Below are 13,677 nucleotides of genomic sequence, written 5' to 3'. Positions count from 1 at the left end.
CGAAAGTAGGTCACCGCCAGGCTCCCATTCCGTCACCGCGCCCCTCATGCCCATAGGCATCGAGGGGCGTCGTGCGTCTACAACCGCAAAATTGCCTCCAACGCTTCGCTTGGGCAAAACAGAGATTAGCCCAAGCAGGTCGCCGGAATTCTCGGCCGAACTCCCGGTCGAATTTCACATGACGCGCACTCACGCGTGCGGAGGAACTCGAAGTGGGCGAAACCAAACAGCAGGTAGGTACTGAGCAGAAGACGGGGACAGAGCTGGCCACCTTCGGCGGCGGATGCTTCTGGTGCCTTGACGCCGTTTTTTCGGAACTACCCGGGGTGATTTCGGTTGTCTCCGGCTACGCCGGTGGGCAATCTGTGGCGCCGACTTACGAAGAGGTGTGCTCTGGGCGCAGCGGCCACGCCGAGGTCGTCCAAGTGACCTTCGATCCGGGCCGCGTTTCTTTCATGGACTTGCTTGAAGTCTTCTTCGCCATTCACGATCCGACCACACTGAACCGTCAGGGCGCCGACGTGGGGACGCAGTATCGTTCGGTGATTTTTTATCACTCTGCGGCGCAGCGAGAGGCCGCGGCGTCCCTGATTGATCGCTTCAATCTCGATGACGATCTTTCGAAGCCGCTCGTCACACAACTGCTGCCATTGGCGGTCTTCTATCCGGCGGAGGGCTATCACCAGGGCTACTTCGCGAAGCATCCTGAGCAAGGCTACTGCCAGGCCGTCATTTCGCCGAAGTTGCGAAAATTCCGGCAACAGTTTGGCAACCGCTTCCCCCGCTCTTAAGCGGCAGGGCTGTCGGCTGCTGGCAGACGCGCGGCCTTCTCAATCCCCGCGAGTCGCCGACGGTAGCGCCGGATCTGCGAGCTAGCTCGTGCGGCCCGTCGCGGGGCGACATCAACGGCCGTGATGCGCTCGTTCGGCTGACACGAGGTCTGGCGCCTCTAGCAGTGTTTTCCTATCGCGTTCGTTGTTCCCTTTCTCCATTGCTACTCGCGCGTCATCGTTTATGATGCCGGCTCCAACGCCCACCCTTGTCAAGGATGCCGTCGCCATGAATCAGACCGTTCGTAACGCCCGTTCAGCCGATGCAGAAAACTCGCTGCCCCTCTCCGCGCTGGATCTTGTCGATCATGGGCGAGGCGTCTTCGCCCTCGATGCTGGCTACGTCCGGCCACGCATGGCGGCGATTCATCTGATTGTCGACAATGGGCGGGTGGCCGTGGTTGATACGGGTGTGAATGACTCTGTGCCACGCGTAGAAGCCGCGCTGGCCGCCTTGGGGCTGCAGTCGACTAGCGTCGACTACGTCGTCCTGACACACATTCATCTTGATCATGCCGGGGGCGCGGGGCGCCTGATGCAGCTATTCCCGCAGGCGAAACTTGTCGTGCACCCGCGGGGAGCGCGCCACATGGCCGATCCGTCGAAGCTCATCGCCGGTGCCGCGGCCGTCTATGGGGCGGCGCAGGTGCACGCGCTCTACGGCGACGTCGTGCCCGTCGACGCGTTGCGCATTATCGAGGCGACGCACGACTTACGCTTGCCGCTCGGTGGGCGAGAGCTGGTTTGTCTGGACGCGCCGGGGCATGCGAAACACCACCTGTGTCTTTTCGACCCGTACGCGGGCGCCGCGTTTACCGGCGATGCCTTCGGCCTCTCGTACCGCGAGCTCGATGTGGACGGACGCCAGTTCCTCTTTCCGACGACGACGCCGGTGCAGTTCGACCCTGACTCGATGCAGGCGACGATCGACATGATCGCCGCCCTGCCGCTGACGGCGGCCTACCTCACGCATTACAGCCGCGTACACGACGTGCCGGCGCAGGCGGAGGCGTTGCATCGGCGCGTGCAAGGTCATCTCGCGGTGGCGCGCCGCGAGCATGCCCACGAAAAACGCTTGCAAGAGGGGGGTGAGTCGCCCGCTGCGGCCGAGCGCGCGCGCGGCAGCCTGGTGACGCGCATCCGCGAGGGGCTGAGCACTCTCCTCGTCGATGAGGCCGCCGCCTTCGGCTGCCCCTTGCCCGCCGCTGACGTACTGGCGCTGTACGCGACGGATCTTGAGCTGAACGCCCAAGGCCTGGCGGTGTGGCTGGAAACGGCCGAGTAGCTCGTAATAAGGCCGGACGATTGAACGGCTGCGCGCGCGTCAGCAGCGTCCGGTCGCAACGAGATGATCGATGGCCTGCGCTGCCGCGATAAAGCCGACGCTGGCCGTCACGCAGACCGATGAGCCGAATCCGGCACAATTGAGCCCGCCGGCAATGGGGGCACAGCTATCGCCGGCGGCCGGTCGGCGGATCGGCTCTTGCGAATAGACGGCCGGCACGCCGAATTTGCCGCCGTCGCCGCGCGGAAAGCCATAGTCGCGGCGCAGGCTCGAACGCACCTTCGCCAGCAAGGGGTCTTGCTCCGTGCGCGCCAGATCGCCAACGACGAGTCGGGTCGGATCGCTTTTGCCTCCCGCGCCGCCCACCGTCACCATGGCGCCGCCGCGTGCCTTCCACCAGGCGATCAGCGCCGCCTTGGCGCGCACCTGATCGATGGCGTCGATCAGGTAGTCGTAGCTGCCCGCGAGCAGTGTCGCGACGTTGTCCGCCGTCACGAAATCTTCGATCTCATGCACACGGCACGTTGGGTTGATGGCGCGTACGCGTTCTGCCATCGCCGACACCTTGGCCAGACCGAAGGAATCGCCCAGTGCGTGGATCTGCCGATTGACGTTCGACTCGGCGATCATATCGAGATCAACGAGCGTCAGCGTTCCCACTGCCGAGCGGACAAGCGCTTCGACGACCCAGGAGCCGACGCCGCCGATGCCAACGACGCAAACATGTGCGGCGGCGAGACGCTCCCGCGCTCCTGCGCCATACAGACGGTCGACACCGCCAAAGCGGCGCTGGAGATCGGGCTCGTTCAGAGATTCGGCAGCAGCAGTCATGGGTCTTCAGGTTTCGATAGCGCGTCGGATGACGAGGTTGAACGGCGCAATCCACTCCGGCGCGAATTGCCGCTCGCAGGCGTTTACTTCGGCGATGGCGCGCAGCACCGAGCGATTGCGGCCGCGGTGGATGTGCTTGAGCATGATGGATTCGAAGGCGTCGATGATCGCCAGCAGCTTGGCGCCGGGGCAGATGGCGGCGGCGACGAGGCCGCGCGGATAACCGCTGCCATCGGGTTGCTCATGGTGCTGGACGACGATCTCGGCGGCGGCGTCCCAGCCTTTCATGCGCGAGAGCAGGCCGTGCGCCAGATCGGGGTGGGCGCGCAATTCTCTCATTTCGCCGTCTGTCAGATGGCCGACCTTCAGCCAGGCTGACTCCGGCAGAAACATCATGCCGACATCGTGCAGGCAGACGGCCGCTTCAAGTTGCAGTGGATCGACGAGCGTCCCGGCGACCTGATTGGTTTCGCGCGCCAGCCGCAACAGGCGGGAGGTGCGTCCTTTAAAAAGCGCCGAGCGCGACTCGAAGCGCAAGGCGAGCTCGCGAAAAAAGCGCAGATCGTCGGCGGCCGGCGACGGGACCGACTTTTCGGGGGCCGCCGCCCGGCCACGCAGATTCGAGAGCGTCGCCGAAGCGCGGAAGCTCGTCACCGCTTCGATCAGTGCGCCCGCTTCGTGGTCGATGGCGCTGGCATCCGCATGTGCCAGCCGCTCCAGTCCGCCGACGAGCGCCGGCAGACGCAAGGGATCGAGCGACTTGCCATTGGCGAGCGTCGCCGCGGCGAGTTCGAGGCGGTCGACGGCCAGCAGCACCGCCTCGGCGAGTACCTCCGAAAAGACGATTTCGCCGCCACGCAGGCGCGCCAGCGTCGTCTCGATCGGGTGAGCGATGGCGACGGCCAGATCGACCTTGCACATGGCCGCGTCGCCCTTGATGTTGTGGACGGCGCGAAAAATGTCGGCAATGGCTTCGCGGTCGCCGGGCGCAGCCTTCAGGCGGGCGACATCGCGTTCGATGCGCGGCGCCTGATCGTCGAGCGCCTCGACGAATTCGAGCAGGGCTTCGCGGTCGGCGACGGGCGCCGTGTTGAGCGGGGGGAGGTCCATCGGCAGTCCTCAACGGAAGTGGCCCGCTGCCGTGCGGGAAAGGCGGAAGTTTAGCTGAAAGGGGGCGTCGTCGTCGGCGCGTTCGCCGCGTCCACGCGTGCGGCGCCGGCGGCGGCAACTATCTTGTCGGCGATGCTGCGCCGGCTCGTCGACTCGTCTACACTTCGCCCTCTTTCCAACTCTATCCGGGAGTCGAGCATGACTGTCACCACCACCGCCAGCGGCCTGCAAATCGAAGACATCACTGTTGGCGAAGGCGTGCCAGCCGAAGCCGGACAGACGGTGAGCGTGCATTACACGGGATGGCTGACCGACGGCGTCAAGTTCGACTCCAGTCGCGACCGCAACGAAGCCTTCCGCTTCCCCCTGGGTGGCCGTCGCGTCATCGCCGGCTGGGATGAGGGCGTCGCCGGCATGCGTGTCGGCGGTGTGCGCAAACTGACCATCCCGCCGCAACTCGGCTACGGCGCGCGTGGTGCTGGCGGCGTCATTCCGCCCAACGCGACGCTGGTGTTTGAAGTCGAACTGCTCGACGTACGCTGAGCTGACGACCATGGCTAAATCTCCGCGCAAGACTCTGACGCTGCCGGCTAAGACAGCCGGCGATACCGTGCCAGAACGAGGCGGACGGCGTCCGGTCCGCGCGGCGACGGCGCCGCGGCGTAAACCGCCGGTAGCGCCGACCGTCAGCGAACCGTCGGCGAGCGGCGCCGGCAAGGCAGACGCCGGCGCACGCGGGCCGCGTCGCGATGCGGGCGATGCCGGCGCTCCCCGTCGCTTCAAGTCGGCGGGGGATGGCGCCTACGGCAAAGGACGGCCCGCTGCCGCAGGCGAGAAACGCAGTGCGCCGCGCAGCGAACGGCCGCCGCGTGCTGGCGACGCACCTCGTCGTGACGGTGAACGCACCGACCGTGCGCTTGCCCCTCGCCGCGATGGCGGTCGCCGGACGCCGTCCGAGCGCGGCGACAGCGCGCAGCGCTTCGAGCGTAGCGGTCGTCCGCCCCGCGACAACACCAGCGAGCGTCCCGCTCGTCCGGAGCGTGCCGAACGCGCTGATTGCCCGCCGCGTGCTAACCCGCCAGAGCGCGCAGGCTCTGGCGGTCGTCCCGAGCGGGGGACTGACCCGCGACGTGCGGAGCGTGGCGAATCTTCGCCGTACTCTCCGCGCGTACCTCGCATTCCACGGACTCCGCCTGCCGCAAACACCGATACCCGGCCGGGGAGCGCGCCGTTCAAGGGCTCCCGCGCAGCGCCCGGTGACCGCGCTTCCTTGGCGCCGCGCGCGCCGCGGAGCGATGGCGGCTGGCGTCAAAAGGTGCCGGCAGCACCCGCGCAGACGAGCGCTGCGCTCGCGCCAACGCCCTTGACGCCGACCTCGGTCAAGGAAGGCGTGCGCGTGTCCAAGCTTTTGTCGGAGCGCGGCATGTGCTCGCGGCGCGAGGCTGACGACTACATCGCCAACGGATGGGTTTTCGTCGATGGTCAGCGGATTTCCGAACTTGGCGCACGCGCGCCGGCCACCGCCGTTGTCTCGCTGGCGGCGGAAGCACAGGAGCGGCAAACGCGGCGCGTGACGATTCTGCTGCACAAGCCGGTCGGCTACGTGTCCGGGCAACCGGAGCCGGGCTGCGTGCCGGCGGTGAAGCTCATCCTGCCGGAAAACGAATGGGCGACACCGGGTGGGCTACGCTTCCAGCCTCGCCATTTGCAGGAACTGGCGCCCGCTGGTCGTCTCGATATTGATTCCACCGGTTTGCTGGTGCTGACGCAGGATGGGCGCGTTGCGCGTGCGCTGATCGGCGACGATTCCAGCGTCGACAAGGAATACCTCGTGCGCGTCGAAGGCACGCTCAGCGACGAGGGCTTGCGCCTGCTGCGCCACGGTTTGTCGCTCGATGGCAAGGAACTGCGTCCGGCTCAGGTGGAGTGGCAGAACGAAGATCAGCTGCGCTTCATCCTGCGCGAAGGGCGCAAACGCCAGATCCGGCGCATGTGCGAGCTTGTCGGCCTGACCGTCGTCGGCCTCAAGCGCGTGCGGATCGGTGGCGTGCGTCTGGGCGACCTGCCGCTCGGACAGTGGCGCTATCTCGGCGACAACGAGAGCTTCTAAGTGTCTGACGACGTATCCGGCGCGTCCGGGCGGAGCCCTTTCGGGGATATCTCCGGAAGGGCGGCGTCGGGCTGGCGCGCGTTTCGCAGACGGGTGTTTTTTTCGTCGTTGAAAAACGCGTAGCGGCCAGCCAGCACGCAGCCTTTCATGCCCGGATCGCAGGCGCGCAGGGCGACCTTGTTGCAGCGGTCATTGACCTCGTGCGGGCAGCCCCAGCCGCCGGCGCTCATGCGGAAGCGCCCGTTGCCGGCGCGCCTTGGCCACGCAGCTGACGGAACTGGTTGATGGCGTCGCGCGTGGCTTGTGCCGCCGTGCGTGCGGCAGCGGCGTATTCGGCGAGACTCGCCCGGCCTTTGCCGGCATAGAGAATGGCGCGCGAGGAGTTGATCATCAGCCCGCCGCCGACGGCGGTTTGTCCGGCGAGCACCGTCGCTTCGATGTCACCGCCCTGCGCGCCAATGCCTGGAACGAGGAGCGGCATGTCGCCAACAAGGGTGCGCACACGGGCGATTTCTGCCGGGAATGTGGCGCCGACCACCAGCGCGAGTTGACCGGTGCTGTTCCACTGCTCTGCGGCGAGCCGTGCGACGCGCTCGAAAAGCCGCTCACCGCCGACATCGAGAAATTGCAGATCGCTACCGCCGGCGTTGGAGGTGCGGCAGAGCAGGATCACCCCGCGCTCGGGCCAGGCCAGATAGGGCTCGACCGAGTCGCGCCCCATGTAGGGATTGACGGTGACGGCGTCAGCGGCGAAGCGCTCGAAGGCTTCGATGGCGTATTGTTCGGCGGTGCTGCCGATATCGCCCCGCTTGGCGTCGAGGATCACCGGGACGCCCGGATGCCGCGTGTGGATGTGGGCGATCAGCGCTTCGAGCTGTTCTTCTGCGCGATGTGCTGCGAAATAGGCGATCTGCGGCTTGAAGGCACAGGCAAGATCGGCGGTGGCGTCGACGATTCCCTTGCAGAATTCAAAGATGGCGTCTGGCCGACCGGCGAGTTCGGCCGGAAAGCGGGCCGGGTCGGGATCAAGGCCCACGCAGAGCAGGGAGTCGCGAGTCGCCCAGGCGGTCGAGAGTTGCTCGATAAAGGTGCGGCGGGGCGCTGCGTGGTCGGGGGCGAGGGGCGTGGTCATGGGCGGTCTCGGTGAACGGCGCGGTGATGCGTGCGCGGGCGTTTCGGTCAGGCTGAAAAAAGAGCGATATTGTAAGCGGCGGCGCGCCGTTTCGCGGTACGCGTACAGTCGGGTTGGCGGATAGGGGGGGACATGCGCAGGATGATGTGTTTCGCGCTGCTTGGCGCGTGCGGGGCGGTGTATGCGGACGATGTGCGGGAGCTGGCTCGCCGCAGCGTGCCGACCTGCGCGGCGCTCGTCGAGGATGCGGCGCGCTTGCGCTGCTTCGATGCGCTGGCGCAGGAGTGGATGCGCGCAGCGGCTTCTGACGCGGCCGCAGCGCCCGTCAGCGCCGCGTTGGCCGGCAGCGGCGCATTGCCGCCGGGCGAAGCGCCATCGCACGGCGCCGGACGGCAGTCTCCCACCTCACTCCCGGCGTCAGGAGAGCCGGGAGCGGCAGCGCTTGCGGCGGGGCGTCTCGGTACGGGTCTCGTTGCCGATCGTTCCTCTGCCGTGCCGTCGCCGCTCGATGAGCGCTGGGAGCTGACGCCGCAAAGCAAGCATGGACTGTGGTCGTTCCGTCCGCACAAGACCAACTACTTTCTCTTCGGGCGCTATAGCGATTCGGTCAATGAACATCCCTACGCCGGCTATCTCAAGTCGGCGTCACCGGAAGCACAGCACCTCGATGCGACCGAGACGAAGTTTCAGCTGAGCTTCAAGACCAAGGTGCAGGAGGATCTCTTCGGGCGTGGCGCGGACCTGTGGTTTGGCTACACGCAGCAGAACAACTGGCAGGTTTTCAACAAAGGCATTTCCGCGCCCTTTCGCGAGGTCAATTACGAGCCGGAGGTCTTCCTCACCGTGCCGACATCGTACGAGTTGCTTGGCCTGCGCGGGCGCTTCGTCAATGTCGGTTTTGTCCACCAGTCGAACGGGCAGACCCGGCCGCTCTCGCGTAGCTGGAATCGTCTCTACGCGCAGGCGGGCTTCGAGGCGGGCGACAATTTCAGCCTGCTGGTGAAGCCCTGGTATCGCCTCAAGGAGCGTGCCGAGGACGACGACAACCCGGATATCAACCGCTACGTCGGCGACTACGAGGTCGAGGCGAGCTATCGTTTTGGCGTGCAGCGCCTGACGCTGATCGGTCGCTCCACCTGGGAGGGCCGGCGCGGCTTTGCGCAGCTCGACTGGACCTTTCCCCTGTACGAGAAGTTACGCGGCTATGTGCAGTTCACCACGGGCTACGGCGAAAGCATGATCGATTTCAACCACCGGCAAAACACGCTCGGCATCGGCATTTTGCTGACCGACTGGATGTAATCCGAAGCGGTCACGCTGATTGCTGCCACGGACACACACCGCCCGGACGGCGCGGGCGAGCGGTGTGATCCCGTCGCCCGCTTCTTCGCTCAGGGCATGATCTCGACGTACTCGTAGACCTCGGCGTCGGCGATCTGCTTCCTGACCGGCAACGACGCCTGCGCGAACCAGGCCTGCGGGTCGTGGCGGTCGATCTCGCGGCCCATGAAGCGGATCAGCTCGCAGATCGGCTCGACGACGCGCTGGCGGTACTCGGCATCCTGCTGCACGTAGCCGCGGTGCAGGTTCTTCATGCAGTTGCGGCGGCACCAGGCGAAGGCCTCGCAGCTCTCGCACGGCATTGCCGGGTGCGGTTGCAGCGGGCTTCTGCGCAGCCAGTTCGACTGGATCTCGCCCATCTGCATCGCCGGGTCGTAGAGCATGTCGGGGCAGGGGAAGATGCGGCCGTCGGGCATCACGTTGAGGATGTGCGTCGACACGCGGCATTGCGTCAGGCCGTGGCACAGCTCGATGACGCGCGAGGGCAGTACCTTGTTGCGCACCATGCCCATCAGCGGGATCAGCGGGTAGAGCTTGTCGGTGCGGTTGAAGAACTTGTCGATCAGGCGAACGAGCACCTCCTTGCGCCGGTCGAGCGAGTCGCCGGCGTACTGCTCGTCGGCGACGAACTGCCAGTAGAGGTAGTCGAAGCTTTCGGCGAGGTCGTCGAGTTCCTCGAAGCTGGTCGTCGGCTTGCCCCAGGTGACGCGCGCGGTGACGGTGCCGCCGATGCGGTCGCGCACGTGCGCGACGTTCTTCTGCACCTGGCGCCAGACGCCGCGGCCGCGGAAGCCGTCGGTCGTCTCTTCGCCGCCGTCGATCGAGACGAGCACGTTGGAAAGCTTGTGCAGCACCCAGTCGGGCAGGTTGTCGAGCAGCGTGCCGTTGGTCTGCAGCTGGTAGCGGAAGCCGGGGAAACGCTGCATCACCTGCTTCATCATCGGCAGGTTGAGCGTCGGCTCGCCGCCGTAGAAGGTGACGTAGATTTCCTTGCCGGCGAGCTGGGCGTCGACGAAAGCGGCCAGCTGATCGATGTCGTACTTGAGCTCGGTCTGCGAACCGAGCATGTCGCCGACGCCGAGCGAGCAGTAGGTGCACTTGAGGTTGCACTTGAGCGTGGTGAGCAGCTGCAGTTCGACGCGGCCGCCGACGATGGCTGGTTCGTTCGTGGTCTGCTGACTGGCGGGGTTCGGGTGATGGATCAGCGGGCTGGCGGTCATGGTCATTTCGCGTGCGATATCGGGGTTTCGTGAAGTTTCAAAGCTTCGGGGCTCCGCTGCGCGCTGGCAGCGGAGCCCCGAAGCGGATCGTGTCGAGCTGTCAGCGGCGGCTCAGCCCTTGCTCCAGGAGTCCTTGAGCGTCACCGCGCGGTTGAACACCGGCGCGCCCGGACGGCTGACGACGCGGTCGGCGACGAAGTAGCCGTGGCGCTCGAACTGGAAGCGTGCCTCGGCCGGCGCGTCGCGCAGCGCCGGTTCGAGCTGCGCCGTGATCGTCTGCCGCGAATTCGGGTTGAGGTCGTCGAGGAAGCTGCGTTCGAGGCCTTCGGCGTCGCCCGCATTTTCGTCGACTCGGCGCGCGCCGGGGGCCGGCACGGCGAACAGGCGGTCGTAGAGGCGCACTTCGGCGGCGAAGCCGTCGGCCGCCGACACCCAGTGCAGGTTGCCCTTGACCTTGACCGAGTCGGCGCCGGGTGTTCCCGACTTCGTTTCCGGCAGGTACTCGCAGAGAACGGCAGTGACATTGCCGTCGGCATCCTTCTCGCAGCCGGTGCAGCGAACGACGTAGGCGTAGCGCAGGCGTGCCTGGTTGCCGGGGAACAGGCGGCGGTAGCCCTTGACCGGGACTTCCATGAAGTCCTCGCGCTCGATCCACAGTTCGCGGCCGAAAGGCAGCGTGCGCGTGCCGAGCTCGGGCTGTTGCGGATGGTTCGGCGCCGAGCACTCCTCGCTCTGGTCTTCCGGGTAGTTGGTGATGATCAGCTTCAACGGGTCGAGCACGGCGATGCGGCGCTCGGCCGATTCGTTGAGCACTTCGCGCTGGCAGTCCTCGAGCAGCGCGAAGTCGATCAGCGAGTCCGACTTGGAGACGCCGATGCGCTCGGCGAAGAGGCGGAAGCCTTCGGGCGAGTAGCCGCGGCGACGCGCGCCGACCAGCGTCGGCAGGCGCGGATCGTCCCAGCCGTCGACGTGGCCTTCCTCGACCAGCTGGATCAGCTTGCGCTTGGAGAGCACGACGTAGGTGAGGTTGAGGCGCGAGAACTCGATCTGCTGCGGCAACGGCCGTTGCAACAGGCCGCCGACGTTACTGCCGTCGGCCAGCGTCGTCGTTTCGGCGAGGCGTTCGAGCAGCCAGTCGTAGAACGGGCGCTGATCCTCGAATTCGAGCGTGCAGATCGAGTGCGTGATGTTCTCGAGCGCGTCCTCGATCGGGTGGGCGAAGGTGTACAGCGGATAGACGCAGTAACGGTCGCCGCTGCGGTGGTGCGTGGCGTGGCGGATGCGGTAGATCAGCGGGTCGCGCAGGTTGATGTTGGGCGAGGCCATGTCGATCTTCGCGCGCAGCACGTGCGTGCCGTCGGCGAATTCGCCGGCCTGCATGCGGCGGAAGAGGTCGAGGTTTTCTTCGCGGCTGCGCGTGCGGAACGGCGAGTCGACGCCGGGCTGCGTCAGCGTGCCGCGGCCGGCGCGAATCTCGTCGGCGCTCTGGCTGTCGACGTAGGCGTTGCCGGTGACGATCAGGTGCTCGGCGAAGGCGAGCATCCAGGCGAAGTAGTCGGAGGCGTGGTAGAGATTGGTCTCATCGCCCTGCTCCCAGGAAAAACCGAGCCAGCGCACGGCGTCGATGATCGAATCGACGTATTCCTGGTCTTCCTTGGCCGGATTGGTATCGTCAAAACGCAGGTGACAGCGGCCGCCGTACTGCTCGGCGAGCCCGAAGTTCAGACAGATCGACTTGGCGTGGCCAAAGTGCAGATAGCCGTTCGGCTCGGGCGGAAAGCGCGTGCGCAGACGCGCCGTGTCGAGCGGGGCTGTCGCCTGTTCGGCTGCCGCGCCCGGCGTACCGCGCCAGCGCCGAGTGGCAAATTTGCCGGCGGCGAGGTCCGTTTCGACGATGGTGCGGATGAAATGACTGGCCGGATGCGCCGTCGGCGAAGCCGGCGCGTCGTGCGCCGCGCCTTGTGCGGGCGGGAAATGCGTGGGTTGGGTCACAGCGGTTCCTCGATTGCGTAAGCCTCGTATTTTAGCAGCAGGGGGCGGGGCTGGCCGCGTCGTCTGCATGCCTTGATTTAAAAGGGACAGAGGCCTCACTCAGGCGCCTATCATTCGTTTTTTGCAGTATCGTTTGTCAATTATTTGCACCTCGCGAGGCGAATCATGAGCATTACTCAACGTCTAGTCCTGACCTTGCTGCTGGCGCTGGCGGCATTGGTTGGTGTCGGCAGCGGTGGCCTCTGGCAGCTGTACTCGGCGCAGCAGCGCGTCGAATATGTCGAGACCAACATCATGCCCAGTCTGACGGTGCTCGATGACGCGATGCTGACCTTCGCCTCCCTGCGCGTCGCGGCGTATCAGCATGCGCTGGTCAGTGATCACGATGGCAAGCATCGTCTGGAAGCGGAAATCGCCGCGTCAGAAAAATCGATCAAGGAAAGCCTCGATCACTACGAGCGCGATCTGATTTCCGACGACGAGGACCGCAAGCTGCTCGGCGATGACCGCGCCGCCTTCCTTGCCTACAGCGACCTTATGGCGACGGCGCTGGAGCGCTCGAATTCCGGCGATATCGAGGGTGCCCGGACGATTCTGACGACAGCGCTGCGGGCGACGTCGCGCGTCGTCAATGGCGCACTGAAAGCGCACGTCGACTACAACCACCAGTTGAGCGACGCCGTGAAGGCGGAAGGCCTGGCCGCGTATAACCGCTCGTTGCAGATCATCGGCGCCACCATCGCCCTCTCCCTTTTGCTGGTGTCGGTGCTCGGTGGCCTGCTCTACCGCAGCATTCGCAACAGCTTGTCGGGCATCGAATCAACGCTCATCTCGGTCAGCTCGACGCTCGATTTCACGCAGACAGCGCCGGTTTTGCGCGATGACGAAGTCGGCCGGACGGCGAAAGCCTTCAACGCCCTGCTGACGACCTTGCGCGGCGGTCTGGGCGAGATTTCCGGCTGTGCGGGCGAAGTCGCCAATGCTTCGCGCGAGCTGACTTCGACGGCGCAGCAAGTGGCGCACGCCGCCGCCGCACAGAGCGAAGCCTCCTCGTCGGTGGCCGCGAGCGTGCAGCAGATGACGGTGAGCATCAACCACGTCGCCGAGCGCACGCGTGACGCGCAGTCGCTGGCTGCCACGTCGAGCGAACTGGCGCTGTCGAGCTCGAAGACCATCGGCGAGACGATTGACGACATCCGCGAGATTTCGTCGGTGGTGCGTAGCGCCGCCAGCTCGATCCGCGATCTGGAAACACAAAGCACGGCGATCGGCAGCGTCGTTCAGGTCATCCGCGAAGTTGCCGAACAGACCAACCTGCTGGCCCTCAACGCGGCCATCGAAGCGGCGCGTGCCGGCGAGCAGGGCCGCGGTTTCGCTGTGGTGGCGGACGAAGTGCGCAAGCTCGCCGAACGCACCGCCGCCTCGACACAGGAAATCGCCGGCACCATCGAAGCAATGCGCGTCGGCTCGCATCACGCGGCCGAGCAGGTGCTGGCCGTCGAGGCGCGGGTTAACGACAGCGTCACGCGCGCGGATAATGCCGACCAGGCCATCCGGCGCATCGGCGAGGCCGCCAGCCAGACCACGGCGACGGTAAACGAAATCGCCGACAGCATTCGCGAACAGGGTCTGGCGAGCAACAGCATTGCCGGTCAGATCGAGCGGATCGCCCAGATGTCCGAAGAATCCAGTGCCGCTGCCGAAGAAACCGCCGCTGCGGCGGGTAGCCTCGACGAGCAGGCGGCGAAACAGCAATCCGTGTTGGGACGGTACAAACTCTGAGTCGGAACGACGCACCCACGGCTGCCAAGGCGGCCGACGACTAC

Annotated in this window: 12 protein-coding genes; 6 read left to right on the top strand and 6 right to left on the bottom strand. The window is 65.9% G+C overall.

Going from position 1 to position 13,677, the window contains the following annotated elements; translation table 11 throughout:
• Positions 1-212: 212 nt before the first annotated feature.
• Both msrA and GHK24_RS12815 read left to right on the top strand, forming a co-directional pair.
• Positions 213-791, top strand: a complete 579-nt coding sequence (msrA, locus tag GHK24_RS12820; protein ID WP_167681416.1) for a peptide-methionine (S)-S-oxide reductase MsrA — start codon at positions 213-215, stop codon at positions 789-791.
• Between the two features lie 268 nt (positions 792-1,059).
• Entirely contained in the window at positions 1,060-2,115 is a 1,056-nt protein-coding gene (locus GHK24_RS12815) for an MBL fold metallo-hydrolase (protein WP_153473278.1), read from the top strand.
• A gap of 39 nt (positions 2,116-2,154) precedes the next feature.
• Here GHK24_RS12815 and GHK24_RS12810 read toward each other — a convergent pair whose 3' ends face one another.
• Together GHK24_RS12810 and GHK24_RS12805 are read right to left on the bottom strand one after the other, a co-directional pair.
• Positions 2,155-2,946, bottom strand: coding sequence for a tRNA threonylcarbamoyladenosine dehydratase (locus GHK24_RS12810; protein ID WP_153473277.1), 792 nt, complete (start codon positions 2,944-2,946; stop codon positions 2,155-2,157).
• A 6-nt stretch (positions 2,947-2,952) separates the two neighbouring features.
• Positions 2,953-4,056, bottom strand: coding sequence for an HD domain-containing phosphohydrolase (locus GHK24_RS12805; RefSeq protein ID WP_153473276.1), 1,104 nt, complete (start codon positions 4,054-4,056; stop codon positions 2,953-2,955).
• A gap of 198 nt (positions 4,057-4,254) precedes the next feature.
• Here GHK24_RS12805 and GHK24_RS12800 point away from each other — a divergent pair, with 198 nt between their 5' ends.
• Both GHK24_RS12800 and GHK24_RS13690 read left to right on the top strand, forming a co-directional pair.
• The gene (locus GHK24_RS12800; protein ID WP_153473275.1) at positions 4,255-4,599 is read left to right on the top strand and encodes an FKBP-type peptidyl-prolyl cis-trans isomerase; all 345 of its coding nucleotides are present in this window, start codon (positions 4,255-4,257) and stop codon (positions 4,597-4,599) included.
• A 772-nt stretch (positions 4,600-5,371) separates the two neighbouring features.
• Positions 5,372-6,166, top strand: coding sequence for a pseudouridine synthase (locus GHK24_RS13690; RefSeq protein WP_340666188.1), 795 nt, complete (start codon positions 5,372-5,374; stop codon positions 6,164-6,166).
• Here GHK24_RS13690 and GHK24_RS12790 read toward each other — a convergent pair.
• Both GHK24_RS12790 and pyrF read right to left on the bottom strand, forming a co-directional pair.
• Positions 6,163-6,396 (bottom strand): hypothetical protein, encoded by a 234-nt coding sequence (locus GHK24_RS12790; RefSeq protein WP_153473273.1) that lies wholly within the window; start codon positions 6,394-6,396, stop codon positions 6,163-6,165. The genes GHK24_RS13690 and GHK24_RS12790 overlap by 4 nt on opposite strands.
• On the bottom strand, positions 6,393-7,298 hold the full coding sequence (gene pyrF, locus GHK24_RS12785; protein WP_153473272.1) for an orotidine-5'-phosphate decarboxylase: 906 nt from the start codon (positions 7,296-7,298) through the stop codon (positions 6,393-6,395). Before pyrF ends, GHK24_RS12790 begins: the two co-directional genes overlap by 4 nt.
• A 132-nt stretch (positions 7,299-7,430) precedes the next feature.
• Here pyrF and GHK24_RS12780 point away from each other — a divergent pair, with 132 nt between their 5' ends.
• Complete coding sequence (locus GHK24_RS12780; RefSeq protein ID WP_153473271.1) at positions 7,431-8,600, top strand: phospholipase A; 1,170 nt, start codon at positions 7,431-7,433, stop codon at positions 8,598-8,600.
• Between the two features lie 89 nt (positions 8,601-8,689).
• Here the strand turns inward: GHK24_RS12780 and GHK24_RS12775 are convergent, their stop codons facing one another.
• Positions 8,690-9,859 carry a radical SAM/SPASM domain-containing protein gene (locus GHK24_RS12775; protein WP_153473270.1) on the bottom strand — a complete coding sequence of 390 codons (1,170 nt, stop codon included), beginning with the start codon at positions 9,857-9,859 and terminating at the stop codon, positions 8,690-8,692.
• Positions 9,860-9,970: 111 nt separating this feature from the next.
• Positions 9,971-11,851 (bottom strand): glutamine--tRNA ligase/YqeY domain fusion protein, encoded by a 1,881-nt coding sequence (locus GHK24_RS12770; protein WP_422917826.1) that lies wholly within the window; start codon positions 11,849-11,851, stop codon positions 9,971-9,973.
• A gap of 165 nt (positions 11,852-12,016) precedes the next feature.
• Here GHK24_RS12770 and GHK24_RS12765 point away from each other — a divergent pair, with 165 nt between their 5' ends.
• Entirely contained in the window at positions 12,017-13,633 is a 1,617-nt protein-coding gene (locus GHK24_RS12765) for a methyl-accepting chemotaxis protein (RefSeq protein ID WP_153473268.1), read from the top strand.
• Positions 13,634-13,677: the final 44 nt, after the last annotated feature.

This window comes from Rhodocyclus gracilis (assembly GCF_009617575.1).
Lineage (GTDB): Bacteria > Pseudomonadota > Gammaproteobacteria > Burkholderiales > Rhodocyclaceae > Rhodocyclus > Rhodocyclus gracilis.
Note: the sequence above shows the minus strand (reverse complement) of the source record. Positions and strands in the feature narration are given on the sequence as shown.

Bases quoted from the DNA above. Each gene is read 5' to 3' on its own strand.
- GHK24_RS12815 (WP_153473278.1), top strand. From the start codon at position 1,060: ATGAATCAGACCGTTCGTAACGCCCGTTCAGCCGATGCAGAAAACTCG.
- GHK24_RS12810 (WP_153473277.1), bottom strand. From the start codon at position 2,946: ATGACTGCTGCTGCCGAATCTCTGAACGAGCCCGATCTCCAGCGCCGC.
- GHK24_RS12805 (WP_153473276.1), bottom strand. From the start codon at position 4,056: ATGGACCTCCCCCCGCTCAACACGGCGCCCGTCGCCGACCGCGAAGCC.
- GHK24_RS12800 (WP_153473275.1), top strand. From the start codon at position 4,255: ATGACTGTCACCACCACCGCCAGCGGCCTGCAAATCGAAGACATCACT.
- GHK24_RS12790 (WP_153473273.1), bottom strand. From the start codon at position 6,396: ATGAGCGCCGGCGGCTGGGGCTGCCCGCACGAGGTCAATGACCGCTGC.
- pyrF (WP_153473272.1), bottom strand. From the start codon at position 7,298: ATGACCACGCCCCTCGCCCCCGACCACGCAGCGCCCCGCCGCACCTTT.
- GHK24_RS12780 (WP_153473271.1), top strand. From the start codon at position 7,431: ATGCGCAGGATGATGTGTTTCGCGCTGCTTGGCGCGTGCGGGGCGGTG.
- GHK24_RS12775 (WP_153473270.1), bottom strand. From the start codon at position 9,859: ATGACCGCCAGCCCGCTGATCCATCACCCGAACCCCGCCAGTCAGCAG.
- GHK24_RS12765 (WP_153473268.1), top strand. From the start codon at position 12,017: ATGAGCATTACTCAACGTCTAGTCCTGACCTTGCTGCTGGCGCTGGCG.